The organism is Streptomyces sp. NPDC050988 (assembly GCF_044456225.1).
In the GTDB taxonomy this organism is placed as follows: Bacteria; Actinomycetota; Actinomycetes; order Streptomycetales; family Streptomycetaceae; genus Streptomyces.
Genome location: NZ_JBITFQ010000011.1, coordinates 70,108 through 96,566, shown reverse-complemented (window position 1 = coordinate 96,566; position 26,459 = coordinate 70,108). Strand labels below are relative to the sequence as shown.

24 protein-coding genes are annotated in these 26,459 nt (G+C 70.4%); 14 read left to right on the top strand and 10 right to left on the bottom strand.

Translation table 11 applies throughout. The features are described 5' to 3' along the window. Nucleotides 1-46 precede the first annotated feature (46 nt). From uppS to ACIBEI_RS24130, 6 genes are all read left to right on the top strand, one after another. Nucleotides 47-1,927: a polyprenyl diphosphate synthase gene (gene uppS, locus ACIBEI_RS24155; protein ID WP_398892095.1), complete on the top strand. Its 1,881-nt coding sequence runs from the start codon at nucleotides 47-49 to the stop codon at nucleotides 1,925-1,927. A gap of 163 nt (nucleotides 1,928-2,090) precedes the next feature. Beyond that, entirely contained in the window at nucleotides 2,091-2,639 is a 549-nt protein-coding gene (locus ACIBEI_RS24150) for a DinB family protein (RefSeq protein ID WP_362079887.1), read from the top strand. A gap of 87 nt (nucleotides 2,640-2,726) precedes the next feature. After that, nucleotides 2,727-3,368: a PadR family transcriptional regulator gene (locus ACIBEI_RS24145; RefSeq protein WP_398892092.1), complete on the top strand. Its 642-nt coding sequence runs from the start codon at nucleotides 2,727-2,729 to the stop codon at nucleotides 3,366-3,368. A 182-nt stretch (nucleotides 3,369-3,550) separates the two neighbouring features. Beyond that, the gene (locus tag ACIBEI_RS24140; RefSeq protein ID WP_398892090.1) at nucleotides 3,551-4,495 is read left to right on the top strand and encodes an ATP-binding cassette domain-containing protein; all 945 of its coding nucleotides are present in this window, start codon (nucleotides 3,551-3,553) and stop codon (nucleotides 4,493-4,495) included. Nucleotides 4,496-4,533: 38 nt separating this feature from the next. Next, nucleotides 4,534-5,283 carry an ABC transporter permease gene (locus ACIBEI_RS24135; protein ID WP_398892410.1) on the top strand — a complete coding sequence of 250 codons (750 nt, stop codon included), beginning with the start codon at nucleotides 4,534-4,536 and terminating at the stop codon, nucleotides 5,281-5,283. Between the two features lie 211 nt (nucleotides 5,284-5,494). Continuing rightward, a complete protein-coding gene (locus ACIBEI_RS24130) occupies nucleotides 5,495-6,718 on the top strand; it encodes a WD40/YVTN/BNR-like repeat-containing protein (protein WP_398892088.1) in 1,224 nt (407 codons plus the stop codon). An 80-nt stretch (nucleotides 6,719-6,798) separates the two neighbouring features. Here ACIBEI_RS24130 and ACIBEI_RS24125 read toward each other — a convergent pair whose 3' ends face one another. After that, nucleotides 6,799-8,205 carry a glutamate decarboxylase gene (locus ACIBEI_RS24125; RefSeq protein WP_398892086.1) on the bottom strand — a complete coding sequence of 469 codons (1,407 nt, stop codon included), beginning with the start codon at nucleotides 8,203-8,205 and terminating at the stop codon, nucleotides 6,799-6,801. A 183-nt stretch (nucleotides 8,206-8,388) separates the two neighbouring features. On the opposite strand from ACIBEI_RS24125, the gene ACIBEI_RS24120 reads away from it, so the two are divergent. Continuing rightward, nucleotides 8,389-9,150, top strand: coding sequence for a MerR family transcriptional regulator (locus ACIBEI_RS24120; RefSeq protein WP_398892084.1), 762 nt, complete (start codon nucleotides 8,389-8,391; stop codon nucleotides 9,148-9,150). Nucleotides 9,151-9,237: 87 nt separating this feature from the next. Here the strand turns inward: ACIBEI_RS24120 and ACIBEI_RS24115 are convergent, their stop codons facing one another. Continuing rightward, nucleotides 9,238-9,603 carry a YbjQ family protein gene (locus ACIBEI_RS24115; protein WP_269653260.1) on the bottom strand — a complete coding sequence of 122 codons (366 nt, stop codon included), beginning with the start codon at nucleotides 9,601-9,603 and terminating at the stop codon, nucleotides 9,238-9,240. 139 nt (nucleotides 9,604-9,742) lie between these two features. Here ACIBEI_RS24115 and ACIBEI_RS24110 point away from each other — a divergent pair, with 139 nt between their 5' ends. After that, on the top strand, nucleotides 9,743-10,735 hold the full coding sequence (locus ACIBEI_RS24110) for a DedA family protein (protein ID WP_398892082.1): 993 nt from the start codon (nucleotides 9,743-9,745) through the stop codon (nucleotides 10,733-10,735). 126 nt (nucleotides 10,736-10,861) lie between these two features. Here ACIBEI_RS24110 and ACIBEI_RS24105 read toward each other — a convergent pair whose 3' ends face one another. Then, the gene (locus ACIBEI_RS24105) at nucleotides 10,862-12,520 is read right to left on the bottom strand and encodes a threonine/serine exporter ThrE family protein (protein WP_398892080.1); all 1,659 of its coding nucleotides are present in this window, start codon (nucleotides 12,518-12,520) and stop codon (nucleotides 10,862-10,864) included. Nucleotides 12,521-12,625: 105 nt separating this feature from the next. Continuing rightward, a complete protein-coding gene (locus ACIBEI_RS24100) occupies nucleotides 12,626-13,117 on the bottom strand; it encodes an inorganic diphosphatase (RefSeq protein WP_033321679.1) in 492 nt (163 codons plus the stop codon). Nucleotides 13,118-13,196: 79 nt separating this feature from the next. Here ACIBEI_RS24100 and dacB point away from each other — a divergent pair, with 79 nt between their 5' ends. From dacB to folE, 6 genes are all read left to right on the top strand, one after another. Beyond that, entirely contained in the window at nucleotides 13,197-14,783 is a 1,587-nt protein-coding gene (dacB, locus tag ACIBEI_RS24095) for a D-alanyl-D-alanine carboxypeptidase/D-alanyl-D-alanine-endopeptidase (RefSeq protein ID WP_398892078.1), read from the top strand. Nucleotides 14,784-14,921: 138 nt separating this feature from the next. After that, on the top strand, nucleotides 14,922-16,046 hold the full coding sequence (locus tag ACIBEI_RS24090) for a zinc-dependent metalloprotease (protein ID WP_398892076.1): 1,125 nt from the start codon (nucleotides 14,922-14,924) through the stop codon (nucleotides 16,044-16,046). A gap of 172 nt (nucleotides 16,047-16,218) precedes the next feature. Then, nucleotides 16,219-17,280, top strand: coding sequence for a tRNA lysidine(34) synthetase TilS (tilS, locus tag ACIBEI_RS24085; protein ID WP_398892073.1), 1,062 nt, complete (start codon nucleotides 16,219-16,221; stop codon nucleotides 17,278-17,280). Between the two features lie 107 nt (nucleotides 17,281-17,387). After that, nucleotides 17,388-17,948 (top strand): hypoxanthine phosphoribosyltransferase, encoded by a 561-nt coding sequence (gene hpt, locus ACIBEI_RS24080; protein WP_143640508.1) that lies wholly within the window; start codon nucleotides 17,388-17,390, stop codon nucleotides 17,946-17,948. A 212-nt stretch (nucleotides 17,949-18,160) separates the two neighbouring features. Beyond that, entirely contained in the window at nucleotides 18,161-20,200 is a 2,040-nt protein-coding gene (gene ftsH, locus ACIBEI_RS24075; RefSeq protein ID WP_398892407.1) for an ATP-dependent zinc metalloprotease FtsH, read from the top strand. Between the two features lie 146 nt (nucleotides 20,201-20,346). Continuing rightward, on the top strand, nucleotides 20,347-20,952 hold the full coding sequence (folE, locus tag ACIBEI_RS24070; RefSeq protein WP_398892071.1) for a GTP cyclohydrolase I FolE: 606 nt from the start codon (nucleotides 20,347-20,349) through the stop codon (nucleotides 20,950-20,952). Nucleotides 20,953-21,051: 99 nt separating this feature from the next. Here folE and ACIBEI_RS24065 read toward each other — a convergent pair whose 3' ends face one another. The 6 genes from ACIBEI_RS24065 to ACIBEI_RS24040 all read right to left on the bottom strand — a co-directional run bounded on the left by ACIBEI_RS24065 (nucleotide 21,052) and on the right by ACIBEI_RS24040 (nucleotide 26,253). Then, the gene (locus ACIBEI_RS24065; RefSeq protein ID WP_398892069.1) at nucleotides 21,052-21,537 is read right to left on the bottom strand and encodes a DUF3180 domain-containing protein; all 486 of its coding nucleotides are present in this window, start codon (nucleotides 21,535-21,537) and stop codon (nucleotides 21,052-21,054) included. Between the two features lie 46 nt (nucleotides 21,538-21,583). Next, complete coding sequence (gene folK / locus ACIBEI_RS24060) at nucleotides 21,584-22,192, bottom strand: 2-amino-4-hydroxy-6-hydroxymethyldihydropteridine diphosphokinase (RefSeq protein ID WP_398892067.1); 609 nt, start codon at nucleotides 22,190-22,192, stop codon at nucleotides 21,584-21,586. Then, nucleotides 22,189-22,548, bottom strand: a complete 360-nt coding sequence (folB, locus tag ACIBEI_RS24055; RefSeq protein WP_398892065.1) for a dihydroneopterin aldolase — start codon at nucleotides 22,546-22,548, stop codon at nucleotides 22,189-22,191. Before folB ends, folK begins: the two co-directional genes overlap by 4 nt. A 248-nt stretch (nucleotides 22,549-22,796) precedes the next feature. Continuing rightward, on the bottom strand, nucleotides 22,797-23,300 hold the full coding sequence (locus ACIBEI_RS24050) for a nuclear transport factor 2 family protein (RefSeq protein ID WP_398892063.1): 504 nt from the start codon (nucleotides 23,298-23,300) through the stop codon (nucleotides 22,797-22,799). Next, nucleotides 23,297-24,175, bottom strand: coding sequence for a dihydropteroate synthase (gene folP, locus ACIBEI_RS24045; protein WP_398892061.1), 879 nt, complete (start codon nucleotides 24,173-24,175; stop codon nucleotides 23,297-23,299). Before folP ends, ACIBEI_RS24050 begins: the two co-directional genes overlap by 4 nt. Before the next feature lie 272 nt (nucleotides 24,176-24,447). After that, complete coding sequence (locus ACIBEI_RS24040; protein WP_398892405.1) at nucleotides 24,448-26,253, bottom strand: phosphatidylglycerol lysyltransferase domain-containing protein; 1,806 nt, start codon at nucleotides 26,251-26,253, stop codon at nucleotides 24,448-24,450. Nucleotides 26,254-26,459: the final 206 nt, after the last annotated feature.

Below are 26,459 nucleotides of genomic sequence, written 5' to 3'. Positions count from 1 at the left end.
ACGTGCGACGTGATGTGCGACGTGACGGCTGTGAAAGAAGGGCTCCTTGTCCCCCGTTCTCCCTCAGCCAGCCGCCCCCGACCCCGCCTCGACCCCCGCCCTTGCCTCCGCCCCCGACATCGCCGCCGCCTACGCGTCCTGCCGACGGCTGGTGAGGTCCTCCCGCTCCGTCGAGTACTCCGTCATGCAGCTGATGCCTGCCGCGCTGCGCCCCGCGTGCTGGGCCATGTACGCGGCCGCCGTGACGACCGACGCCCTCGTCGACGACGAGGAGGGCAGCCCGGCCGAGCGCGCCGCGAGACTGCAGGCCTGGGTGGACGCCCTGCGCGCGGAGCTCTCGGATCTCTCGGAGACGGGGTTCTCGCCCGTAGGACCGTCGGCCGACGGGTCCTCGCGCGCGGGGCGGTCCCACGGACCCGGGGGTGACGGCCCGGACCGCGGGGATCCGGTCCGCCGCGCGCTCGCGGACACCATCCGAACGTGGCAACTCGACGTCGAGACGTTGACGCCCGTCTTCACCGCCCTGCGCGAGGACGCCTCGGGCCGCCGCCCCCAGACCTGGCGCGAATGGAGCCTGCGCACCCAGGCGGAGAACACCCCGTGGGCGATGTGGTGTCTGACTCTCCTGACCCGGGCGGGAGTTCCCACCACGGTCCGCCAGGAACACCTGGAGGCCATGCCGGCCTTCCTCGACGGCCTCTACCTCACCGACACCCTCACCGATCTGGCGTCCGACCTCGGCCGCGGCATCCTGACGCTCCCGGAGGAGGCCCTCGCGGCCCACGGGGTGCCCGAGGCCGATCTCCTCGCCCGCCGCTGGACACCGCCCGTCGAGGCACTGATCGCCAGCCTGACGGAACAGGCCGACGACTGGCTGGAACAGCCCGCGCTGCAGCGGGGTGTGCACCCGGGGATGGCCGTCCTGCTCCGCACGTCCACCGACCTCTTCCGGGCCCGCGTCCGCACCGCCCGCCGGCTCGGCCCCGCGCTGCTCCACCGCACCGCCGAACTGTCCCCGGCCGTACGGCTGCGGCTGCTCGCCCCTGCCCGCGTCCGTGCCGTACGCGCCTGGCGCCGGGCAGCGCTCGTGCAGCCGGCCGAACCCGTGTTGGTCCTGCCCGAGCCCAGGCGCGAGGCCGACCCGGCGTTCCTCCCGCCGGTTCCGCCCCGCCCCCACCCGAGCGGGGAGTGCGCGCCGGACATCCCCGCGGAGCGGCTGCCCCGGCACGTGGGCATCATCATGGACGGCAACGGCCGCTGGGCCGCCCAGCAGGGGCTGCCCCGCAGCGAGGGCCACCGCGTCGGCTCGGACGCCACCCGTGACGTCGTCCACGGCGCGCTGGAGCTCGGTCTGAGCCATCTGACGCTCTACGCGTTCTCCACCGAGAACTGGCGGCGCGACGCGAGCGAGGTCGCCCGGCTGTTCCGCACCATGCACGACACCCTGCGCGACTCGGACCTGCGCTCCCTCGACGTCCGTCTGCGCTGGGCGGGCAGCCCCGAGGGGCTCCCGGTCGACCTGGCCGACGCGCTGCGGCAGAGCGCGCGCGACAGCCGCCACCGGACCGGGCTGACGCTCACGCTGTGCGTCAACTACGGGGGCCGCGCCGAACTCGTCCAGGCCGCGGCGGGACTGGCCCGCGCGGCCGCCGCGGGTGAGGTGGACCCGGACCACATCGACGAACGCCTCCTCGCCGCCCATCTGCCGCACCCCCACCTCCCGGAGGTCGACCTGCTGTGGCGCACCGGCGGTGAACACCGGATCTCCAACTTCCTGCCCTGGCACCTCAGTTACAGCGAACTCCACTTCACCGACACGCTGTGGCCCGAGGTGGACCGCCGGGATCTGTGGCGGGCGGTGAGCACGTACACGCAGCGCAGACGACGGCACGGGGCCGCGCCGGTCGTGGAGGGCACGAGGGTCTGAAGTCCCGGCGTTCCGCCCGGAGTCCGGAGTCCGGAGTCCCGGAGTCCCGGAGTCCCTGAATTCCGCCCGGAGTCGGCTCTTATTGAGGACAGAAGCTGTCCGCAAGGGTCCGTAACTTGGTTGATGTCAGCAGGCAAGAGGACCCGATGAGAGGCGGCCACCCATGGTCATGCACGTGCACGCGGAGGCCCACGGCGACGAGCGCGGGGCGCTGCTCGCCTTCCTGGACGAGCAGCGCGGGGGCATCCGCCGGACGCTGCTCGGCCTGACCGACGAGCAGGCCGCGACCCGGCCGAGCGCCAGCGAACTCTCGCTCTCCGGGCTGCTCAAGCACGTCGCCGAGACAGAGCAGGGCTGGCTGTCGCGGGCCCGGCAGGTGGCGCCCGACATCCAGCGCTCCGAGGAGAACTGGGGCGACAGCTTCCGGCTCGTCGGCGACGAGACCGTCGAGTCGATGCTCGCCCACTGGGACAAGATCGCCCGGCAGACCGAGGACTTCATCCGGACCGTGCCCAGCCTGAACGACACCTTCCCGCTGCCCGACGAGCCCTGGTTCCCGGACGACGAGGCCGTGTCCATGCGCTGGGTGATGCTCCGCCTGATCGCGGAGATGGCCCGGCACGCCGGCCACGCCGACGTCATCCGCGAGTCCCTGGACGGGAAGACCGCCTTCGAACTGGTCGCGCAGGAGCAGGGAGCCTCCTGGGGGTGAGCCCTGGGGGCCTGGGGTGGGCCCGGAGGCAGCCCCTGGGGGTGAGGCGCCACCCGGCACCGGGGAGACGGGCCATACGCTGGCTCCATGTCAGCGATCCGTCTCCTCGTGCTCGGCGCCGTGCGCCAGCACGGCCGGGCCCACGGCTACCAGGTGCGCAACGACCTGGAGTTCTGGGGCGCGCACGAGTGGTCCAACGCCAAGCCGGGCTCGATCTACCACGCCCTCAAGCAGATGGCGAAGCAGGAACTGCTCCTCGCCCACGAGGTCGCGCCCTCCACGGCCGGCGGCCCGCCGCGCACCGAGTACGAGATCACGGAGGCGGGCACCGAGGAGTACCTCACGCTGCTGCGCCACTACCTCACGGCGTACGACCAGAAGCCGGACGTGCTCACGGCCGCACTCGGATTCATGGTCGACCTGGACCGTGAGGAGGTCCTCGAACTGCTCGAGGAGCGGGTGCGCGCCATAGAGGAGTGGCGCAAGGGAGTCACCGAGTACTACACGCCCGAGGAAGGCCCCGGACAGCTGGGCCACATCGGCGAGATCATGAACTTCTGGGTCACCTCCGCGGACACCGGCGCCCAGTGGACCCGCGGCCTCATCGAGCGGATCAGGGGCGGCGCGTACGTCTTCTCCGGCGAGGGGGATCCGTTCGTGGGGGTACTGGCGGACGACGACGAGAACCCGTTCGCGACGGGGGAGCCCCATCCGGGGGACGCGCGCTGAGCGGAAGGGCGCGTGTGCGTGGGGTGCGTGTGCGTGGGGCGCGTGTGCGCGGGGTGGGCTCGTCGGGTTTGGCGGGCTCGGAGAATCTTCGCTAATCAAGTTTGACTAACTGCTCGGACGGGCATACGGTTCACCGGCGCATTACTAGTCAAGTTTGATTACCTGGAAGTGAAGGGAGCCCGATGACCGACGTGATCGTCGTCGAGGGCGTACGAAAGAGGTACGGAGACAAGCACGCGCTGGACGGGCTCGACCTGAGCGTCGGGCGCGGCACGGTGCACGGAGTGCTCGGGCCGAACGGCGCGGGCAAGACGACCCTGGTCCGCGTCCTGGCCACCCTGCTGCGGCCCGACGAGGGCCGCGTCGAGGTGGCGGGGCACGACGTGAGGACGGACGCGCACGAGGTGCGCTTCCGCATCGGACTGCTCGGCCAGCACGCGGCGCTCGACGAGGAGCTCGGCGGACGGCAGAACCTGGAGATGTTCGGCCGCCTCTACCACCTGGGCGCCCGCCGCGCGCGCGTGCGTGCCGACGAGCTCCTGGAGCGGTTCGGCCTGGCGGACACGGGCCGCAAGGCGGTCAAGCAGTACAGCGGCGGCATGCGGCGCCGGCTGGACCTCGCCGCCTCGCTCATCACCGAACCGGAGGTGCTCTTCCTGGACGAGCCGACGACGGGGCTCGACCCACGAGGCCGCGCGGAGGTGTGGGGCGCGGTGCGTTCCCTGGTCGGCGGCGGCACGACCGTGCTGCTCACCACCCAGTACCTGGAGGAGGCGGACCAGCTCGCCGACCGCATCTCGGTCGTCGACAGGGGCCAGGTCATCGCGGACGGCACGGCGGACGAGCTGAAGGCGAAGACGGGCGGCGACCGGATCGACGTCGTCCTGCACGACGCGGGCCAACTGGGCGCGGCCGTGGCCCTGTTGCCGTTCGACAAGTCCACCCTCTCCGTGGACACCGACCGGCGCCTTCTCAGCGCCCCGGTCACCGACCGCATGACGGCGCTCGCCGGGGCCGTACGCGCCCTGGAGGACGCCGGGATAGAGGCCGAGGACATCGCACTGCGCCGGCCCACCCTGGACGAGGTCTTCCTGCACCTGACCGGCAAGACCGAGGAGGCCGCGTGAGTACGTCGCTGAGCTGGGCCGTCACCGACTCCTGGACCATGACCCGGCGCGAACTCGCCCACTGGGCACGGCAACCGGTACAGATCTTCGTGGGGCTGGCGTTCCCCGTGATGCTCCTGCTGATGTTCGGCTACCTGATGGGCGGCGGCACCGGAATCTCGGGCGACTACCGCGAGTACCTGGTGCCGGGCATGTTCGCGCTGACCATGGCATTCGGCCTGGACGCCACCATGGTCGCGGTCACTCAGGACCTCAACAAGGGGGTGATCGACCGGTTCCGGTCGATGCCGATGGCCGTCGGCGCCGTGCTCGTGGGCCGTTCGGCCGCGGACATGCTGCAGTCGGCCCTCTCCCTGATCGTCCTCGTCGGCGTCGGGCTCGCGGTCGGCTGGACCTGGCACGGCTCGTTCGCGGCCTTCCTGGGCGCGCTCGGCCTGCTGCTCCTGCTGCGGTTCGCCATGCTGTGGATGGGCATCCACCTGGCCATGGTCGCGGGCAAGCCGGAGTTGGTGGTCACCGTGCAGATCCTGGTCTGGCCGGTGAGCTTCCTGTCCAACGCCTTCGCCACCCCCGAGTCCATGCCGGGCTGGCTGGGGGCGACCGTCGAGTGGAACCCCATGTCCGCGACGGCCACGGCGGTACGTGACCTGTTCGGCAACGAAGGCGGCGCGGTGAGCACCTCCTGGGCAGCGGAACACGCCCAACTCCTCGCGGTGCTCTGGCCACTGGCCCTGATCGCGGTGTTCTTCCCGCTGGCGGTACGGAGGTTCGGGGCGTTGAGCAAGTAGGGGCTCCGGGCGGGGGCCGATACGGGGTGGCCGCCCCGCGGTGAAGTCGCCTGGACCGGGCGGCCACCCCACAGCGAAGTCGCCGGGGCGAAGTGGGAACCCGATCGCGGCGAGCGGTGTACCAGAAGCAGATGCCGCGCGAGGAGCGCGTCGGTGCATCGGTGCGTCGGTTTCGTCGGTTCGTCGCTGATCGGGGGATTCCATGGGGTGGTTGGGGCTGAGGAGGAGGGCCGCCGCGGTTCTGGCCGCGGTGCTCGGGGTCTCGGCGCTGCTGGGGGCGTGCGCCGAGGCGGAGCCGGGAGGGGGTGGTGCGGCGGGGTCCGCGAGGTCTTCGCCCGCCGGGGCCTCGGGTGCCGCGGCCGATCCGGCGGTGGCGGACGGGGTGACACCTCCCCGGATCCCGTCGGCGTCCGGGCTGCCCGGCGGCCCGTCCGGCGTCGACTTCGCGGCGGACGGCAGCGGCTTCGCGCTCTTCGCGGAGTGCGGGGAGAAGCGCTGCCGGCAGAGCGTGGCCGTGCTGGACAGGGGAGCCGACGCCTGGCGCCCCGTGCGCTCACCGCTGCCGGACGTGACGGGCGATCTCGGTATCACGGTGGGGCTCATGGGGCTGGGCCCCGGCCGCGCGCTGATCACCGAGGGCACGTGGCCGCCGACGTACCGGACCTGGTTCACGGATGACGGCGGCCGCACCTGGCGGATCGGCTCGGAGAAACCCTCGGGTACGACCCCCGAGGTGCCCGAGGGAGCCGCTCTGGTCCAGGAGTGCGTGCGGCCTGCGGACGACGGAAACGCGTGCGCGCGGTCCCGCCTGCTGGCCGTCCTGCCCGCCACGGGCGACTTCCGGGTTCTGGCCGAACAGCCGCCCCTGGAGGGAGTGGTGAGTCCTGCGGGGGAGCCCGGCGGACAACTGCTCCTCGCCTCGGGAGCCGACCCGGAGTCCGGCCTGCCCGCGCTCGCCGTCAGCGAGGACCGGGGGCGCACCTGGCGGACGGCCCGGCTGCCGGGGACCGAGAAACACGGCTGGGGCTTGAGGGTGGTCGCGAACGGCAGCGTGCTCTACGCGACCCAGCCGGGCCAACTGCCCGACGAGGACGACGTGAAGAACGGCCTGCTGGCCATCCACCGCAGCACCGACGCCGGCCACACCTGGCAGCGCGTCTGGGGGCACCGCAAGGGTATGGAGCCCCGCTCCAGCCTCGGCGACCTGGTGGCCGCCGCCGACGGCAGCCTCACCGTCCACGGCGAGGACGGCGTCTGGCGCAGTACCGACGGCGGCCGCACTTTCCAGCGGGGCTCCGGCTCGCGAGGCATCTCGGGCTCCGTCACCGCGACTCCGCTCGGGTATCTGTGGACCGACAGCTTCGGCGCCGGAGCCTTCCGGATATCCACCGACGGCATCCACTGGCACAGGTTCGAACTGGGGGACGGCGACTGACCGGACGCGACGGAAGCGGCGGGGGACGGGGCGAGGGAGGGGCCGGTGCCGGAAGCGACGACCGTGCCGGAAAGGCCGGCTCAGTGGTGGAAGCCGGTCGCCGCCCCCTTGTCCCGGGACAGCGGATGCTGCTGCTGACGCAGTTCGGGCAGCAGACTGCCCAGGTCCTCCACGAACAGCTCGGCGAGGTCGGAGGAGAATCCGTTGCGGCACACCACCCGCAGCACGGACAGGTCCTCACGGTTCTCGGGGAAGGTGTACGCCGGCAGCAGCCAGCCACGCTCCCGCATACGCCGGGACACGTCGAAGACGTCGTAGGAGGTGATGTCCGGAGCCGTCGTGAAGGCGAACACCGGCAACTGATCGCCCCGGGTGAGGAGACGGAAGTCGCCGAGCGCCTCGACCCGCTCGGCGAGCCCCATGGCGACGTCCCGCGTCGTCTGCTGAACGGCCCGGTAGCCCTCGCGGCCCAGTCGCAGAAAGGTGTAGTACTGCGCCACGACCTGCGCCCCCGGCCGGGAGAAGTTGAGTGCGAAGGTCGGCATGTCACCGCCCAGGTAGTTGACCCGGAAGACCAGTTCCTCGGGCAGCTCGACGGCCGAGCGCCACAGTGCCCAGCCGACCCCCGGGTAGACGAGGCCGTACTTGTGCCCCGAGGTGTTGATGGAGGAGACGCGCGGCAGCCGGAAGTCCCAGGCCAGGTCCTCGTCGAGGAAGGGGGCGACCATCGCGCCGGACGCGCCGTCGACGTGGACGGGGATGTCCAGACCCGTGCGCGACTGCAACTCGTCCAGGGCGGCGCAGAGTTCGGCGATCGGCTCGTACGACCCGTCGAAGGTGGAACCGAGGATGCCGACGACGCCGATGGTGTTCTCGTCGCAGAGTTCGGCGGCGGCCCGCGGGTCGAGGTGGAAGCGGTCGCCCTCCATGGGCACCAGGCGCGGCTCGACCTCCCAGAAGTTGCAGAACTTGTCCCAGCAGACCTGGACGTTGACGCCCATGACGAGATTGGGGCGGGCGCCCGGATACCGGTCCGCGTTCCGTTTGGCCCAGCGGCGCTTGAGCGCCATGCCCGCGAGCATGCAGGCCTCGCTGGACCCCGTCGTCGAACAGCCCACGGCGGCGGACGGATCCGGTGCGTTCCACAGATCGGCGAGCATCGCCACACACCGCCGCTCCAGCTCGGCCGTGCGCGGGTACTCGTCCTTGTCGATCATGTTCTTGTCGCTGCACTCGGCCATCAGCACACCGGCCTGGGGTTCCATCCAGGTGGTGACGAAGGTGGCGAGGTTGAGGCGGGAGTTGCCGTCCAGCATCAGCTCGTCGTGCACCAGCTGATACGCGGTGGAGGGCGGCAGCGGCCCGTCCGGCAGCCGGTGCTGGGGCGGGGCCTCGGTCATGCCGCTGACCGGATTCGCCTCCCCGTAGAAGGGGTTGACGGTCGCGGGACGCTTGTCGGGCTGCTCGGGGCCTTTGTGCAGCGGCATGGTGCCTCCGGTCGGTGAGGTCGGGCCTCCATGGTGAGCCAGGATGCCGTCATAAGCGGGTAAAACCGGCACGGCACCCGGTGGATTCGGGTCGGTGGATCCGGCGTGCGGATTCCGGCTTGCACCTCACGTGACGTGAGGCCCCAGCCTGAGGTGCGTACCGAAAAGGAGGGAGCGGAGACGATGAGCTACTCCGTGGGACAGGTCGCCGGTTTCGCCGGGGTGACGGTGCGGACGCTGCACCACTACGACGAGATCGGACTGCTCGTACCGAGCGAGCGCAGCCACGCGGGCCACCGGCGCTACGGCGACGAGGACCTCGACCGGCTGCAGCAGATCCTGTTCTACCGGGAGCTGGGCTTTCCGCTCGACGAGGTCGCCGCCCTGCTCGACGACCCGGAGACGGACCCGCGCGCGCATCTGCGCCGCCAGCACGAGCTGCTGACCGCCCGGATCGAGAAGCTGCAGAAGATGGCCGCGGCCGTGGAGCACGCCATGGAGGCACGCACGATGGGCATCAACCTCACACCCGAGGAGAAGTTCGAGGTCTTCGGCGACAAGGACCCCGAGGAACACGCGGAGGAGGCCGAGCGCCGCTGGGGCGGCACCGAGGCGTACGCGGAGTCGCAGCGCCGCGCGGCGCGCTACACCAAGGACGACTGGAAGCGCATGCAGGCCGAGGCCGCCTCCTGGGGCGAGCGCTACGACGCCCTCATGGAGGCCGGCGAGCCCGCCACGGGGGAGCGGGCCATGGACATGGCCGAGGAACACCGGCAGCACATCAGCCAGTGGTTCTACGACTGCTCGTACGAGATCCACCGGGGACTCGGCGAGATGTACATGTCGGACGAGCGGTTCAAGGAGTTCTACGACTCCATGCGCCCGGGGCTCGCCGAGCACCTGAGGGACGCGATCACGGCGAACGCGGCACGGCACGAAGCCTGACGGCGGACGGCGGTACGGGGGTACGGGGGTAAGGGGCGTTCGCCAGGGCGGGCGCCCCTTACTTCCGACTCCCGTACCGCCGTCGCTCTACTCCTTGACCATCACCACGGCCGTGCCGTACGCGCACACCTCCGTCCCGATGTCCGCCGCCTCGGTCACGTCGAAGCGGAACATCAGCACACCGTTGGCACCCCGCGCGCGTGCCTGCTCGACGAGCCGTTCCATCGCCTGGTTGCGGGTCTCCACCAGCGTCTTGGTGAGGCCCTTGAGCTCACCGCCGATCATCGACTTCAGACCTGCCCCGATCTGGCTGCCCAGATGCCTGGAGCGCACGGTCAGTCCGAAGACCTCTCCGATGACCTGCTCGACCCGGTAGCCGGGCACGTCGTTCGTCGTCACGACCAGTACGTCGGCCTGGGGTCCCTGACCACCGCCGTATTCTTCGATTCCCATGGCTCACAGCTTTGTCCCAGTCGGGGCACAGTGCATCCTGTAGGAGTCGGTGGAACCTGGGCCCTTCATGCTGCGTTGATAACTTTGGTCGGCCACACCCTCGCCTGCCGCATCCACCACCCTTCAGGAGTCCGGAATCGTGACGACGACGCTTGCCATCGGCCCAAGCTGGTTGGATCCGGACTACCTGCTCGACTCGTTCGGCATCTGGGGCCTGCTCCTGATCGTCTTCGCCGAGTCCGGACTGCTCATCGGCTTCTTCCTGCCGGGCGACTCCCTGCTGTTCACGGCGGGTCTGCTGATCACGTCGAACCAGCTGGACTTCCCGCTGTGGGCCGCCATCGTGCTGATCTGCATCGCCGCGATCGTCGGCGACCAGGTGGGCTACATGTTCGGCAAGAAGGTGGGGCCGTCGCTCTTCACCCGGCCGGACTCCCGCCTCTTCAAACAGGAGAACGTGGTCAAGGCCCACGAGTTCTTCGAGAAGTACGGCCCCAAGTCCCTGGTCCTGGCCCGCTTCGTGCCCATCGTTCGTACGTTCACGCCGATCATCGCCGGTGTCAGCGGCATGAAGTACCGCTCGTTCCTGATCTTCAACGTGGTCGGCGGCATCCTCTGGGGTGCGGGCGTCACGCTGCTCGGCTCCTGGCTCGGCCAGATCGACTTCGTGAAGACGAACATCGAGCCGATCCTGCTCCTGATCGTCTTCATCTCGGTGGTCCCGATCATCATCGAGTTCATGCGGGCCCGCAGTAAGTCCAAGAAGAACCCGCAGCAGCAGCCCCCGGCGGCCCACATGCCCCCGGCGCCCCACGTCATGGACGACCAGACGACCCAGCTCCGCCGAGTCCCCCCGGCCCACGAGAACGGCCAGAACGGCCAGAACGGCCACGACGACTACTACGGCAACAACGGCAGCGGCGGCCAGAACCAGCAGTACCAGCAGCAGCCCTACGCCCCGGACCAGGGCTACGACCAGAACTACGGCGGCTACCCCCAGGGCCAGGACCAGTACGCCCAGCAGTACCCCCAGAACTACCCGCCCCAGAACCAGCAGCAGTACCCCCAGCCCCCGTACCCCCAGGACCAGAACCAGGGCTACCCGTACGGCCAGAACTACCCCCAGAACTGACTGAGGCCACCAGAAACGCGCCCCATAAGGGGCGCGGGGAACTGCGCGACCAGCCACAACGGACGCGCACCCGGCTACGGGACCTCAGCCACCCAAGGTCAAAGCCGCCCCAAGAGGACCCGCACCTCAGAACCCACGGGTCCTCTTCGCAGCCCTCCGCGCCCCCGCAGACGCCCCGGGCAACCGCATGAACAACCGAGAGATCTCAGACCCCAGATTCACCCCGATAGCAATGGCCATCGCAAGGGCAGCCGCCTTCGTCAGCGACACCAGCCCCTCATCCACATCGTTCTGAGCGATCGCCAGCAGCCCGAAATACGTGGCCGAACCTGGCAACAGGGGCCCGATCGCCGCGGTGGTGTAGGGCAACGCCGAAGCGAACCGGTACCGCGACAGCAACTGCCCGAACAGCCCCACGAGCCCGGCCGCCGCGGCCGTGGAGGCGACGGGCGAGATCTCGCCCACGTAGTGCATGGCCCCGTACACACTCCATGCCACGCCCCCGTTGAGCGTCACGATCAGCACAGTGGAACGTTCCTGCTGGAGCAGCACCGCGAAGCAGAGTGTCAGGAGCATCGACGCGGCGATCTGCCACCCCGGCCGGTTGGAGGACTGCAGGGCCGCGTCCGGATTGAGCTCGGCGCCCAGCTTCACGCCGAAGTACAGGATCACGAGGACGCCGATGACGATGCCGACGTAGAAGTACATGACTTCCAGAAGCCGGGCCGCCGCGGTGATGTAGTAGCCGGTCAGCCCGTCCTGCACGCCCGCCACCAGCGCCCGCCCGGGCAGCAGCGCGAACAGCCCACCGGTGATGACCGCGGACGCGCGCACGTCGACGTGCGCGATCGTGAGCGCGGCCCCCATCGCGGCGGCCGGCATCGCGGCCACCGTGAACTGGTAGAACTCCGGCAGCCCGCGCCCCGCGCACAGCCACGCCAGCCGGTCGCCGAGCATCGCGCCCACAGCCGCCGCGACGAACACGATGAGGTCACCGCCGACGAGCACGGAGGCCGCGCCCGCGAGGCCGCCGGTGGCCAGGGTCAGCAGCCAGCCGCTGTACGGGTGCCGGTTGCGTCGGATCTCCGCGAGCCGCCGGTAGGACTCCTCCAGGGAGACCTCGGTCTGGTCGTCGCTGATGTCGTCGACGAGCTGGTAGACGGCCGCCAGACGCGTGTAGTCGGTGCCCCGGCGCCGTACGGTCCGCGACGCGGTCACCGGATCCTCGACCAGCGACGGCTGGTACGAGATGGACAGCAGCGTGAAGGTGACCCCCGGCTCACAGCGGTCGAGGCCGTACGAACGGCAGACGGCGAACATCGCCGCCTCCACGTCCTCGGCGCCCTCGCCGCCCGCGAGCAGCAACTCGCCGATACGCAGGGTCAGGTCGAGCACGCGCGGGACGGCCGGGCCCTCGTCCTCCGTCTTCTGCACGGTCTCGGGGACGGGCCGTTCGGCGACGGGCATGCGCAGCATCGTGCGCATCCGGTCCTGCCAGGGGACGTCCTTGGTGAGATCGACGCGCGGTATGCCGGCGGGCGGGGTGAAGGCGGGCGGCGCGTGCTTCGCGCTGTACGTCCGCGGCGTGCTGAACGCCGACCCCTCCGAGTCGGTGGCGGCGGGCACCTGCGGAACGTCGAGCCCCTTGGGGAGCGCGAACTCCGACGTCGTCGAGGACTCCTCCTCGACCGGCGCCGGCTGCGCCACCACACCGGCGGGCGGGACGAACGCGCTCCTCGCCTCGTCCGACTGCGGCTTACGGTCTTCCGCCTCCGGCTCGGTCACCCACGACTCCTGCAATCGCACATCCAGTACGCCTCAGTATGCGCACTGACAGACAAAGGGGCCGCGCGACCCCGCGGGGGTCACGCGGCCCTCAGGCCACAGGGGTCAGTGACCGCCCGTCTCCTTGAACCGCTTGTAGGACCGCTCGATCTCGGCCTCGGCGTCCGTACGGCCCACCCAGTTGGCGCCCTCGACGGACTTGCCCGGCTCCAGGTCCTTGTAGACCTCGAAGAAGTGCTGGATCTCCAGACGGTCGAACTCCGACACGTGGTGGATGTCCCGCAGGTGCTCCACGCGAGGGTCGTGCGCGGGCACGCACAGCAGCTTGTCGTCGCCGCCGGCCTCGTCCGTCATACGGAACATGCCGATCGTGCGGCACTGGATGAGACAGCCGGGGAAGGTCGGCTCGTCCAGGATGACCAGCGCGTCCAGCGGGTCGCCGTCCTCGCCGAGGGTGTTCTCGACGAAGCCGTAGTCGGCCGGGTAACTGGTCGAGGTGAAGAGGCGACGGTCCAGACGGATCCGACCGGTCTCGTGGTCCACCTCGTACTTGTTCCGTGAACCCTTCGGAATCTCGATCGTGACGTCGAACTCCACCGGTGGCTCCTCCATGATCAGCACATAGTTCTGGTGGTTAAGTGTCCCTCACGCAGGTGTGTGATCGCGAAAGGGGCTGGTGGTCGTGCCAGAGCTGAAGGCTTGGCGGGCCGCGAGACCGCATGTGGTGCGGGTCGCGCGGTCCGTGAGGCCGCAACTCGTACGGGCCGTGGGAGTGGTGAAGCCACCGCTCGTACGGGCCGCAGGAGCCGTGAAGCCGCTGGTCACAAGGCCGTCGACCGTGCAGTTCACGGCGGGCTCCGCCACCCTCGGACTCGTCGTGGCGGCCACCGTGGTCACTGCGGCCGGGCCCTGGGACTCCACCGGTCAGCGTACGGCGGAGCGCGAGTGGGCCGCATCGCAGGGGCGCGCAGGTGGCGCAGATCACGGTCATGTGTCCGGTACGTCCGGAAAGGCACCGGCGCCCGCCCCCAGCGCCGCGTCCGTGCTCACCGGACTCGGCGGCTCCGTCGGCGCCGGGCCGTCCCCCACGGAGAAGGCCCTGGCCGACGTCCTCGGCCCGCTCCTCGGCGACTCCGCGCTCGGCACCGAACGTACGGCCGCCGTCGTCGACCTGGCCACCGGGAAGCGCCTGTACGGCAAGGGCGCGGACGACGCGCTGACCCCGGCGTCCACCACGAAGATCGCCACGGCCGTCGCGGCCCTCACCGCGGCGGGCGCCGACCACCGCATCGAGACCCGTACGGTCTTCGAACCCGACACCAAAGAGGTCGTCCTCGTCGGCGGCGGCGACCCCACGCTGACCGCCCGCAAGGACGCGGAGGGCAACGCGAGCCTGCGCACCCTCGCCGACGACACCGCCCGCGCCCTCAAGGACCGCAAGACCGACGAGGTGACCCTCTCGTACGACACCTCGCTGTACGAGGGCCCCGACGTGCACCCGATCGGGCTCGACAACACCAACGTCGCCCGGGTGACCGCCCTGATGGCCGACGAGGGCCGTCTCGACGACACCTCCAGCGGCACCGCGAAGCGCACCGAGGACCCGGCGGCCGACGCGGCGAGGAAGTTCGCGGACCTGCTGAAGGACCGCGGCATCAGGACCACGGTCCCCGGCCCCTCCAAGGCGACCGACCGCGCCAAGGCCCTCGCCGCGGTGAAGTCCCCGCCCCTTTCCGCCCTCGTCGAACGCATGCTGACCAACAGCGACAACGACATCGCCGAGGCCCTGGCCCGCCAGACGGCCGTCGCCGCGGACGAACCGGCGAGCTTCAAGGGCGGCGGCGCCGCCATCCGCAAGCAGCTGAAGAAGCTCGGACTGCCCCTCAAGGGCGCGCAGTTCGCCGACGGCAGCGGCCTGGACCGCGCCGACAAGCTCACCGCGGACCTGCTCACCGCCCTGCTCGCCAAGGCCGCCGACCCCGCCCACCCGGAGCTGCGCGCCGCCCTCACGGGCCTCCCAGTGGCCGGTTTCACCGGCACCCTCAGCACGCGCTACGCCGGCCAGCCCGGCACCGGCCTCGTACGCGCCAAGACGGGCACCCTGACCGGCGTACACACACTGGCGGGCACCGTCGTGGACACCGACGGCCACCTCCTGGCCTTCGCCTTCCTGACCGCCTCCGACCCACCCACAGAGCCCACGGCAACCCAGAAGGCCCTGGACGCCCTGGCTTCGACACTGGCGACCTGCGGCTGTAAGTGAGTCTGCGGGGGGCCGCCCCGTAAGGGGCGCGGGGAACTGCGCGCTCAGCCACGGACGGCCCGCAGTCGAGGTACTGCCATACAGCCCCACCGTCCCACTCCCTGCCCCAAGCGGCAGCGCTCACGTACGGTTGACTGCATGACGAGCATCGGTGGTGCGGAGATGGTCGACTGGAATCTCGCGGTGGCGACCGCGACCCGGCTCGTAAGGCCGGGCCCAGAAGTGAGCCGCGACGAGGCCCGGGCCGTCGTCGCGGAGCTGCGCCGGCACGCAAAGGCCTCGGAGGAGCACGTCCGCGGCTTCACGCGGATGGGCGGCGACGACCTCCACGACACTCCCATCCTCGTCGTCGACCGGCCGGGCTGGGTCCGGGCGAACGTCGCCGGGTTCCGGGAACTGCTCAAACCGCTGCTCGACAAGATGCAGGAACGTCGCGGCAGCACCCCCGGCGGAGCCGTCCTGGGCGCCGTCGGCGGCAAGGTCACCGGCGTCGAGCTGGGCATGCTGCTGTCCTTCCTCGCCTCCCGGGTCCTCGGCCAGTACGAGACCTTCGCCCCGGCCACCCGCGAACTCCCGGCCGGCGAGAACGGAGGGGGCAGGCTCCTCCTGGTCGCGCCGAACATCGTGCACGTGGAGCGCGAACTCGACGTACAGCCCCACGACTTCCGGCTCTGGGTCTGCCTCCACGAGGAGACCCACCGCACGCAGTTCACGGCCGTGCCCTGGCTGCGTGACCACCTGGAGGGCGAAATCCAGTCTTTCTTGGGAGAGACCGAGGTCGACCCCATGACCGTCCTGGAGCGCATCCGCGAGGCCGCCCAGTCCCTCGCGGGCGGCCGCCCCGAGGGCGAGGAGGGCGACGACCAGCGCTCCATCGTCGAGATCGTGCAGACCCCCGCCCAGCGCGAGATCCTCGGCCGGCTGACCGCCGTGATGTCCCTCCTGGAGGGACACGCCGACTTCGTGATGGACGGCGTCGGCCCCGCCGTCGTCCCGTCCGTCGCCGAGATCCGCGAGAAGTTCCAGCAGCGACGCGCCCGCGGCGCCTCCCGCCTCGACCTGGCCCTGCGCAAGCTGCTCGGCCTCGACGCCAAACTGCGCCAGTACCGCGACGGGGAGCGATTCGTACGCGCGGTCGTGGACGAGGTCGGCATGGACGGCTTCAACCGGGTGTGGACCTCACCGAACACGCTCCCCACCAAGTCGGAGATCGCCAAACCGGCGGACTGGGTCGCGCGGGTGCACCGTAAGGCAGAGTCGTGAATTGAATCCGGCCGACGGCAGGTGAACGCCCCTCCAATCACCCGTCCGAGGGACCGTGAGCGATGGGTAGGCGTGCAATGCTCGGGGAACGGCCCGGTTCTGTCACCATCTACACACTCTGAGTGACCGACCTCGGGCTCACCCCCCGACAATTTCATGAAGGGAACCGGACATGGGTCCCCATCCTGCGGTCGCGGCGATACGCCTGGCGGTCCGCCGCGTGCTCCATGACGTCCTCACCGATCACACGCCCTCCCTCGACGCCACGTCTGCCACCTCCGCCTCCCCGGGCACTTCGCACGAGCCGCCGCCCCCGCCGCTCGTGCTCGTCGCGTGCTCCGGCGGCGCCGACTCCATGGCGCTCGCCTCCGCCCTCGCGTTCGAAGCACCCAAACTCGGCATCCGCGCCGGCGGTGTCACCGTGGACCACGGTCTGCAGCCCGGCTCCGACCTGCGCGCCGCGGAGGTGGTGCTGCGCCTGAACGAACTCGGCCTGGACCCGGTCGAGTCCGTGGCCGTCACCGTCGGCCGGGACGGCGGGCCCGAGGCCGCCGCCCGCGACGCCCGCTACGGCGCCCTGGACGCCGCCGCCGAGCGCCACGGCGCCGCCGCGGTCCTGCTCGGCCACACCCGCGACGACCAAGCCGAAACCGTCCTGCTCGGCCTGGCCCGCGGCTCCGGCATCCGTTCCCTGTCCGGAATGGCGGCCGTCTCCGGAGGGCCGGGAGCCGCCCGCCGCTACCGCCGCCCCTTCCTGCACCTCGACCGGCAGACCGCCCGCAAGGCCTGCATGGTCCAATCCCTGCCCGTCTGGGACGACCCCCACAACGCGGATCCGGCGTACACCCGTTCCCGGCTGCGCCACGAGGGACTGCCCGCCCTGGAGAAGGCGCTCGGCAAGGGCGTCGTCGAGGCGCTCGCCCGTACGGCCCAGTTGTCCCGTGACGACGCCGACGCGCTCGACGCGTGGGCGGGCCAGGCCGAGGCCTCCGTGCGCGACGCCACGGGCCTCCTGGAGTGCGCCAAGCTGTACGCCCTGCCGCCCGCAGTGCGCCGCCGCATCCTGCGCCGCGCCGCCATCGAGGCCGGGGCGCCCGCCGGTTCGCTGTTCGCCCGGCACATCGAAGAGGTCGACCGGCTGATCACCGGCTGGCGCGGCCAAGGAGCCATCAACCTCCCGGGCAAAGTCGTCGCCCAGCGGCAGGGTGGCAGACTGGTGATTCGGCAAGGCTGAAAAAGGGTTCCCCTTCGGGGAGCGACCCGCCCCGGAGGGCAACCCCTTCGGGGAGCGGCTCCTCTTCGGGGAGGGCCGGGAAGCAGCCGGTGGGACGACCGAAAGTGATGCGGGTGGACGCGAAAGACCTGGGCACCGACCTCAAGTCGGTGCTCATCACCAAGGAAGAGATCGACGCGAAGCTGGGCGAGCTGGCCGCGAAGATCGACGCGGAGTACGCGGGCAAGGACCTGCTGATCGTCGGTGTCCTCAAGGGCGCCGTGATGGTCATGGCGGACCTGGCCCGGGCCCTGTCCACCCCCGTCACGATGGACTGGATGGCGGTGTCCTCGTACGGGGCGGGCACCCAGTCCTCCGGAGTGGTGCGGATCCTCAAGGACCTCGACACCGACATCAAGGGCAAGCACGTCCTGATCGTCGAGGACATCATCGACTCCGGGCTCACACTCTCCTGGCTCATCTCCAACCTCGGCTCCCGCGAGCCCGCGTCCCTCAAGGTGTGCACGCTGCTGCGCAAGCCGGAGGCCGCGAAGGTCGCGATCGACGTGGAGTGGGTCGGCTTCGACATTCCCAACGAGTTCGTCATCGGGTACGGCCTCGACTACGCGGAGAAGTACCGGAACCTGCCGTTCGTCGGTACGCTCGCGCCTCACGTCTACGGCGGTTGAGGCACCCTGGTGGGACGGCGTCCCACTGACAGGGGTCCAACCCCTGTAGGACGTCCGGGAACCCCAGCGGGTTTCGCGCCGTTGGAGCATGCGTAGACGGGTTTGTCAGCCGGACCGCGCAGCTTCGGGTGACAATGCTGAGGTACCGTCCGAAGAACAGTCTTATCAAACTCACTATGGCAGGAGGGACGGGGCGGCACCGCTCCGTATGGATGGACGTGAAGCGATACTTCCGTGGGCCGGTCATGTGGATCGTGCTGGCCGTCCTTGCCGTGGTCGTGTTGATGCAGGTCGTCGGCTCGTCCGGCGGCTACAAGACGGTGGACACCGGCCAGGTCGTCCAGGCGATCAATGACAACAAGGTCCAGCAGGCCAAGCTCACCACCGGCGACGAGCAGGTCGTAAAGATCGAGCTCAAGGACGGTGAAAAGGTCGAGGGCAGCTCGAAGATCCAGGCGAGCTACATCGGCGACCAGGGCGTTTCCCTGGCCACCACCCTCCAGGACAAGTACCAGAACAAGCAGATTCCGGACGGCTACACGGTCTCGCCGACCAAGCAGAACGCTTTCGTCGGCATCCTGCTGTCCCTGCTCCCCTTCGTCCTCATCGTCGTTGTCTTCCTGTTCCTGATGAATCAGATGCAGGGCGGCGGCTCCCGGGTCATGAACTTCGGGAAGTCCAAGGCGAAGCTCATCACCAAGGACACCCCGAAGACGACGTTCGCCGACGTGGCGGGCTCGGACGAGGCCGTCGAGGAGCTCCACGAGATCAAGGAGTTCCTCCAGGAGCCGGCGAAGTTCCAGGCCGTCGGGGCGAAGATCCCCAAGGGCGTGCTCCTGTACGGGCCTCCCGGTACGGGCAAGACGCTGCTCGCGCGTGCTGTCGCGGGTGAGGCGGGCGTCCCGTTCTACTCGATCTCCGGTTCCGACTTCGTCGAGATGTTCGTCGGTGTCGGTGCCTCCCGGGTCCGTGACCTGTTCGAGCAGGCCAAGGCGAACGCCCCGGCGATCGTCTTCGTCGACGAGATCGACGCGGTCGGCCGCCATCGCGGCGCCGGCCTCGGCGGCGGTCACGACGAGCGCGAGCAGACGCTGAACCAGCTGCTCGTCGAGATGGACGGCTTCGACGTCAAGGGCGGTGTGATTCTCATCGCCGCCACGAACCGTCCGGACATCCTCGACCCGGCCCTCCTGCGCCCCGGCCGGTTCGACCGCCAGATCGCGGTCGACCGCCCGGACATGCAGGGCCGTCTGGAGATCCTCAAGGTCCACCAGAAGGGCAAGCCGGTCGCTCCGGACGTCGACCTGGGCGCGGTTGCCCGGCGTACGCCCGGCTTCACGGGCGCGGACCTGTCGAACGTGCTGAACGAAGCCGCGCTGCTCACCGCACGCAGCAACCTGAAGCTCATCGACAACAACATGCTCGACGAGGCGATCGACCGTGTGGTCGCGGGCCCGCAGAAGCGGACCCGGATCATGTCGGACAAGGAGAAGAAGATCACCGCGTACCACGAGGGCGGACATGCCCTGGTCGCGGCGGCGTCTCCGAACTCCGATCCGGTCCACAAGATCACGATCCTCTCCAGAGGCCGTGCTCTCGGCTACACGATGGTCCTGCCGGACGAGGACAAGTACTCCACGACCCGCAACGAGATGCTCGACCAGCTGGCATACATGCTGGGCGGGCGCGCGGCCGAGGAGCTCGTCTTCCACGACCCGACCACGGGTGCCGCGAACGACATCGAGAAGGCCACCGCCACGGCCCGCGCGATGGTCACGCAGTACGGCATGACCGAGCGTCTCGGCGCGATCAAGTTCGGCGGCGACAACACCGAGCCCTTCCTGGGCCGGGAGATGTCGCACCCGCGCGACTACTCGGAAGAGGTCGCCGCGCTCGTCGACGAAGAGGTCAAGAAGCTCATCGAGAACGCGCACAACGAGGCCTGGGAGATCCTGGTCGAGAACCGCGACGTCCTCGATGCGCTGGTCCTTCAGCTGCTGGAGAAGGAGACGCTGAGCAAGGAGCAGATCGCCGAGGTCTTCGCTCCCCTCGTGAAGCGTCCGGCCCGCCCCGCGTGGACCGGTTCCTCCCGGCGCACGCCGTCCACCCGCCCGCCGGTGCTCTCCCCCAGGGAGCTGTCACTGACGAACGGGACGAACGGCGCCAGCCCCGCGATCACCGCGAGCACCAGTGCCTCCACCGAGGCGCTCCCGGTGACCGAGTCGGCCCCCGAGGACCGTTCCGAGAGCTGATCCCGGCTCGGGTGCGATACACCTCACCAGGTCCGGAATGAATGCCGCGCCCCCCAGGTCTTAGCCTGGGGGGCGCGGCATCGTTGTATGCCCGAACATGAGACGCGTGATCCGTATGCGTCACAGGCTCAGGAACGAGGCACGAGATGACCGATCCCGTGACGCTGGACGGCGAGGGCACGATCGGTGAATTCGACGAGAAGCGCGCCGAGAACGCCGTACGAGAGCTGCTGATCGCGGTCGGTGAGGACCCGGACCGTGAGGGACTGCGGGAGACGCCGGGGCGGGTCGCCCGGGCGTACAGGGAGATCTTCGCGGGGTTGTGGCAGACGCCCGAGGACGTCCTGACGACGACGTTCGATCTCGGCCACGACGAGATGATCCTGGTGAAGGACATCGAGGTGTTCTCGACCTGCGAGCACCATCTGGTGCCGTTCAGGGGCGTCGCGCACGTCGGGTACATCCCGAGCACGAACGGCAAGATCACGGGGCTGTCCAAGCTGGCGCGGCTCGTGGACGTCTACGCCCGGCGGCCGCAGGTGCAGGAACGGCTCACGACGCAGATCGCCGACTCGCTGATGGAGATCCTGGAGCCGCGTGGCGTGATCGTGGTGGTCGAGTGCGAGCACATGTGCATGTCGATGCGGGGGATTCGCAAGCCGGGGGCGAAGACCATAACGTCGGCGGTTCGGGGGCAGCTGCGGGACGCTGCCACCCGGAATGAGGCGATGAGCCTCATCATGGCTCGCTGAGTGGCTCGCTGCGCGGGAACGCTTCGCGGTCCGTGCGGGTTCGCTGTGGCTGGGCGCGCAGTTCCCCGCGCCCCTGGACGACGACGGGGCTGCGCCCCGCTACGTCGTCCGGGCCGCGCCGCCCGTCGTGTCGTCGTCCTCCGGGAGTTTGCACACGCGCTCCAGGAAGAAGGCGGCCGCTATGACGGCGATGCCCGCGAGGACGGAGAAGCCGGCGTAGATGGCCTGGTCGCGGCGGGCGGGGATGTCGAGGGACTCCAGGAGGAAGACGCCCGTGCCGCCGTACATACCGGCGACGAGGGCGGCCACGAGGGCGCTGGCCTGGCCGAAAACGACCGCTCGGGCCGCCATCATGGGGTCGACGCCCTTCGCGTCCGGGCGGCGCTCGCGCTGGGCCTTGAGACGGGCCCGTAGGGAGAGCGCCGTGGCCAGGAGCACGACGGCGATCAGAGCGAGGACGATGGGGGCGGCCAGCGGGACCCGGGGGAGTGTCCCGACCGAGTTCCACAGGCGGGCACCCGCCCAGGACAGCAACCCGGCGACGACGAACACCGCGGCCAGCGTCCTGATGCGCAGCTCTTTCACATTGCCCCTTCGATCGACCCGCCTGTGTGCGTCTCGACCTTAACGACTACTCGGGCAGCTGGAGTTCCAGGTCGGCGCGGGGCGCGACACCTTCCTTGGGGACGTCGGCGAGCAGGTGCGCCACGGGGCCGCGGCCGGGGAGCTGGGCCTCGGGCTCCACGTCGTACCAGGGGGCCAGGACGAAGGCGCGCTCGTGGGCCCGGGGGTGCGGGAGGGTCAGCACCGGGTCGTCCGAGACCACGTCCGCGTACGCCACGATGTCCACGTCGATCGTGCGGGGGCCCCAGCGCTCGTCCCGGACGCGGTGGAACGCCTCCTCGACCGCGTGGGCGCGCTCCAGGAGCGAGGAGGGCGGGAGGGTCGTCTTCAGCACGATCACCGCGTTGAAGTACGTCGGCTGGCTGCCGGGATCCACGCCCCACGGCTCCGTCTCGTACACCGGAGAGACCGCCTTGACGCGGACGCCCGGGGTGTCCTCCAGGGCGTCGATGGCGCCCTGGAGGGTCTCCAGTCGGTTGCCGAGGTTCGAGCCGAGGGAGAGCACGGCGCGCCTGGGGTTCTGCAGGGTCGTGTCGGCGGCGTCCACGCGCTCCACCACGGAGGCGGGCACCGGCTGTACGGTCGGGTCGCTCTGGCCCTCGGTGAACGCGGTCATACTCGGCTCCGGATGATGGTGACGGTCACGTCGTCGAAGGGGACCGTGATCGGGGCGTCCGGCTTGTGGACGCACACCTCGACCTCCTGGACCCCCTCGTGCTTGAGGCACGTCCGCGCGATGCGCTCGGCGAGCGTCTCGATGAGGTTCACCGGCTCGCCCTCGACCACGGCCACGACCTCCTCCGCCACGATGCCGTAGTGGACGGTTTTCGTGAGGTCGTCGCCGGCCGCGGCAGGCCGGGTGTCCAGGCCCAGCGTGAGGTCCACGATGAAGGTCTGGCCCTCTTCGCGTTCCTTGGGAAAGACACCGTGGTGCCCGCGGGCCCTGAGGCCGCGCAGCGCGACACGATCCACGCGAATCACTCCTGCAATCGTCGGTAACGGCCGGCTCTCCCGAGTGCGGTCGGCAACACCAGCCTCATTCGAATCTACCTGCGAGCACTGACAGCGCTCGCCCGCAGGGGGCTCGCCCCGCGCGGGGGCAAGGAGGGTTCATCGAGTGTTTTCCTGGGGGAACGCGACGGCTCACGGGCTGGTAGCCGCCCCTACCCCGGGGCCGGTGATCTCAACCTCTGCTTGGGCCTCTCTGAGCCCCTACCCACTCAAGCGGGCGACTCGTCGTCTTCTTCCTCGCCGGATTCGGCCAGTACGGGAGAGGCGTGGTGCGACCAGAGTTTCCAGCCCTCGGGTGTGCGACGGAACACATTCGTGGCGACGACGAGCTGGCCCACGAGCGGGCCGAGTTCGTCGCTGTCCTCGGGCGCCGGGCCGCCGCTGAGGATGTTCTCCGTACAGGTCACCAGGGCGGTGTCGCCGGTGACCGAAACGTGCACGTCGGTCAGGAAGAACTGGATGTACTCGGTGTTCGCCATGATCAGCGCGTACGACCTCAGGACCTCGCCCCGGCCGTTGAGAACCGGCCAGCCGGGGTGGACGCAGGAGATCTCGCCGGCCTGGGCGGGGTCGTGGTACTCCTCGTCGTGGCCCAGGTCGGACGGGGTCAGCCAGATCGAGGACAGCGCCTCGAAGTCCCCCCGCTCCATCGCCTCGTAGAAGGCGGTGTTGGCGAGTTCGACCTGCTCGACATCCGTGTGGGGGGCGCTCACCGGTCTCCCTCTGCGGTCCGGGCACCCTCCACGGCCCGGGCGACCCGGACGGCGTCGGCGGTGGCCCGGACCTCGTGGACACGGACGGCCCACGCGCCCTGGTGCGCGGCGAGCGCGGAGACCGCCGCGGTGGCGGCGTCCCGCTCCCGGGCGGGCGGCGGGGCGCCCTCGGAGCCGGCCAGTACGCGGCCCAGGAACCGCTTGCGGGAGGCGGCCACCAGCACGGGGTGTCCGAGTTCCCGGAGACGGTCGAGGTGGGCGAGCAGGATCAGGTCGTGCTCGGCCTCCTTCGAGAAGCCGAGGCCCGGGTCGACGACTATGCGGTCCGCGTCGACACCGCCCGCCAGAACGGCCTCCACGCGCGCGTGGAGCTCGGCGACGACTTCGGAGACGACGTCCACGTACGACCCCCGTACGGTGCTGCCCTGGAGGAAGCCGCGCCAGTGCATGACCACGAAGGGGGCGCCCGCGGCCGCGACGGCCGGGACCATCGCCGGGTCGGCGAGGCCGCCGCTGACGTCGTTGACAAGTGCGGCTCCTGCCGCGAGCGAGCGCTCGGCCACGGAGGCACGCATCGTGTCGACCGAGACGGTGACGCCCTCCGAGGCGAGGCCCCGGACCACCGGGATGACGCGCTTGAGCTCCTCCGCCTCGTCCACGCGGGCGGCGCCCGGGCGGGTGGACTCGCCGCCCACGTCGACCAGGTCCGCGCCCTCCGCGACCAGGTCGAGGCCGTGCTTGACGGCGGCGGTCGTGTCGAACCAGTGGCCGCCGTCCGAGAAGGAATCGGGGGTCACGTTCACGACGCCCATGACCGCGCAGCGGTCCCACTCCGGGAGGCCCGCGACTTGGCTGCGCCCGCTCCTTTTGCTCATGTCCCCAGCCTAGGCCCCCGGCGGTGAGCGGTTGGTCGCCCTTGGTGGTGGGGGGCTCGTCTTGTTCGGCGGCTGGTCGTTGTCCGTGGCTGGGGCCCATTGCCGCTTCGCGGCTGGTTTCCCGCCCACCCACCCGTGGATCGGGCTTCAAGGTTCGGGTCCAAGGCCTCGGCCCCTGACGAGCCCCGAAAGCAACCGACCGCCGCGCGGCGCGGGGGTGGGCGTCGCGTGGCGGTCGGGGTTGTGGGGTGGGGGCGGGGGTGCGGAGGCGGTTACGCCGCTCGTACGTCTCGTTCCGGCACGGCGTGGGCGCAGGGGCGCGGGGCCGGGGCGCGGCGGCGCAGGAGGCGGGGGAGGGCGAGGTTCACGAAGCCCTCGGCCTGCATGGCGGCGAAGCCGATGCGCGGCAGGTCGCGGGAGGAGCGGTAGACGACGAAACGGGGCTCCCAGTAGGGGCGGAACTTCGCGTTGAACTTGTACAGCGACTCGATCTGGAACCAGCGGGAGAGGAACACCAGCAGCCCGCGCCAGGCCCGCAGGACGGGGCCCGCGCCGATCTTCTCGCCGCGGGCCAGGGCCGAGCGGAACATCGCGAAGTTCAGGGAGACACGGGCGACGCCCAGCCGGGGGGCCGCCTGGAGGGCCGCCACGATGAGGAGCTCGTTCATGCCGGGGTCCGCCGAGCGGTCGCGCCGCATGAGGTCCAGGGAGACCCCGTCCGAGCCCCAGGGGACGAAGTGGAGTACGGCCTTCAGGTCGCCGTACGGGCCCGGATCGGTGTCTTCCTTGTGGGCCGTCGCGATGAGACAGTCGCCGTCCTCCGGGTCGCCGATGCGGCCCAGCGCCATGGAGAAGCCGCGCTCGGTGTCCGTGCCGCGCCAGTCCTCCGCGGCGCGCCGGATCCGGTCCAGCTCGCCCTCGCTCAGGTCACGGATGCGCCGTACGCGGGTCTCGTAACCGGCTCGCTCGATGCGCTTCACCATCTGGCGTACGTTCCGCATCGCGCGTCCGGCCAAGGAGAAATCCGCGACGTTCACCACCGCCTCGTCGCCCAGTTCGAGGGCGTCGAGGCCGGTCTCGCGGGTCCAGACCTCGCCGCCCGTCTCGGAGCAGCCCATGACGGCGGGCGTCCAGGAGTGGGCCTTCGCCTCGTCCATGAAGCGTTCGATCGCGCCGGGCCAGGCCTCGACGTCGCCGATCGGGTCGCCGCTGGCGAGCATCACCCCGGAGACGACGCGGTACGTCACCGCCGCCTTGCCGCTCGGCGAGAAGACGACCGCCTTGTCGCGGCGGAGCGCGAAGTGGCCGAGGGAGTCGCGGCCGCCGTGCTTCTCCAGGAGGGCGCGCAGCCGTGTCTCGTCGTCCTCCGTCAGCCGTGCGGCCGGGTGTTCGGGGCGGAAGGCCAGGTAGATGGTGGTCACCGCGGTCAGCAGGCCGAGCGCGCCGAGGGAGAAGGCCACCGTCCAGGACGTGTTGCCCTGGTAGTCGACCGGCCCCTCGAAGCCGAACAGGCCGTACAGCACATGGCTGATGCGGTCCGCGAGGCTCGGGTCGCCGACCAGCCGGTTGGGGTGGACGCTGACGATGACCAGGCCGAGCAGGAGCGAACCCGCGCCCATGAGCACGAAGTTGGCGAGGGCTCGCCAGCGGCTGCGCGGGTCGGGCAGCGCCTTGAACTCACTTCGGTGGCGCAGCAGCGGGGCGAGCAGCGCCAGCGAGATGAGCACCCCGATGAGCGAGTGCCGGTAGGTGAACTGGGCGAGGGCGCCCAGCGGGAGCAGTACCACGGCGGCCCGCCACGCCCGCCGCTTGCGCCGGCGCAGACCGTGCGCGAGGAGCAGCAGCAGGACGCCCGCGCTGAGGGACAGGGCGGCCGCGAACGGACCGAACGCGCCCGGCAGCACCTCGGCGAGCGTGTGCATACGGCTGTTGCGGAAGCGCGGGAAGACACCCGCCGCGATGTCCAGCAGCCCAACGAGCGTGCAGGCCCTGGCGACCAGGGCGGGAACGGCCTCGGGGCGCGGACCGCGGAGTACGCCCCGCAGTCGGCCCGTTCGAGCCGGAACCTCACCCGATATTTCCCCATCTATCCTGACAGACATCGCATCCCGTAGTTCCGCGAGAGACCTTGAATCCGGTGCCAATCCGGCATCCGGCGACATTGCGCCCTCTAGGACGGTGTCTTGGGGAGACAGGTTCACTCCCCATCGGAAAACCGTTTCAAAGGGCAAGGAAAGACCGGGGCAAGGGGCCGTGAAGGAAGCGGCGCCCGTCACCGGCCGGA

Excerpts from the sequence above, each read along its gene's own strand:
- ACIBEI_RS24150 (WP_362079887.1), top strand. The coding sequence starts at position 2,091 with ATGGTCATGCACGTGCACGCGGAGGCCCACGGCGACGAGCGCGGGGCG.
- ACIBEI_RS24145 (WP_398892092.1), top strand. The coding sequence starts at position 2,727 with ATGTCAGCGATCCGTCTCCTCGTGCTCGGCGCCGTGCGCCAGCACGGC.
- ACIBEI_RS24140 (WP_398892090.1), top strand. The coding sequence starts at position 3,551 with ATGACCGACGTGATCGTCGTCGAGGGCGTACGAAAGAGGTACGGAGAC.
- ACIBEI_RS24135 (WP_398892410.1), top strand. The coding sequence starts at position 4,534 with ATGACCCGGCGCGAACTCGCCCACTGGGCACGGCAACCGGTACAGATC.
- ACIBEI_RS24125 (WP_398892086.1), bottom strand. The coding sequence starts at position 8,205 with ATGCCGCTGCACAAAGGCCCCGAGCAGCCCGACAAGCGTCCCGCGACC.
- ACIBEI_RS24120 (WP_398892084.1), top strand. The coding sequence starts at position 8,389 with ATGAGCTACTCCGTGGGACAGGTCGCCGGTTTCGCCGGGGTGACGGTG.
- ACIBEI_RS24115 (WP_269653260.1), bottom strand. The coding sequence starts at position 9,603 with ATGGGAATCGAAGAATACGGCGGTGGTCAGGGACCCCAGGCCGACGTA.
- ACIBEI_RS24090 (WP_398892076.1), top strand. The coding sequence starts at position 14,922 with ATGACGAGCATCGGTGGTGCGGAGATGGTCGACTGGAATCTCGCGGTG.
- tilS (WP_398892073.1), top strand. The coding sequence starts at position 16,219 with ATGGGTCCCCATCCTGCGGTCGCGGCGATACGCCTGGCGGTCCGCCGC.
- hpt (WP_143640508.1), top strand. The coding sequence starts at position 17,388 with ATGCGGGTGGACGCGAAAGACCTGGGCACCGACCTCAAGTCGGTGCTC.
- ftsH (WP_398892407.1), top strand. The coding sequence starts at position 18,161 with ATGGACGTGAAGCGATACTTCCGTGGGCCGGTCATGTGGATCGTGCTG.
- folE (WP_398892071.1), top strand. The coding sequence starts at position 20,347 with ATGACCGATCCCGTGACGCTGGACGGCGAGGGCACGATCGGTGAATTC.
- folK (WP_398892067.1), bottom strand. The coding sequence starts at position 22,192 with ATGACCGCGTTCACCGAGGGCCAGAGCGACCCGACCGTACAGCCGGTG.
- folP (WP_398892061.1), bottom strand. The coding sequence starts at position 24,175 with ATGAGCAAAAGGAGCGGGCGCAGCCAAGTCGCGGGCCTCCCGGAGTGG.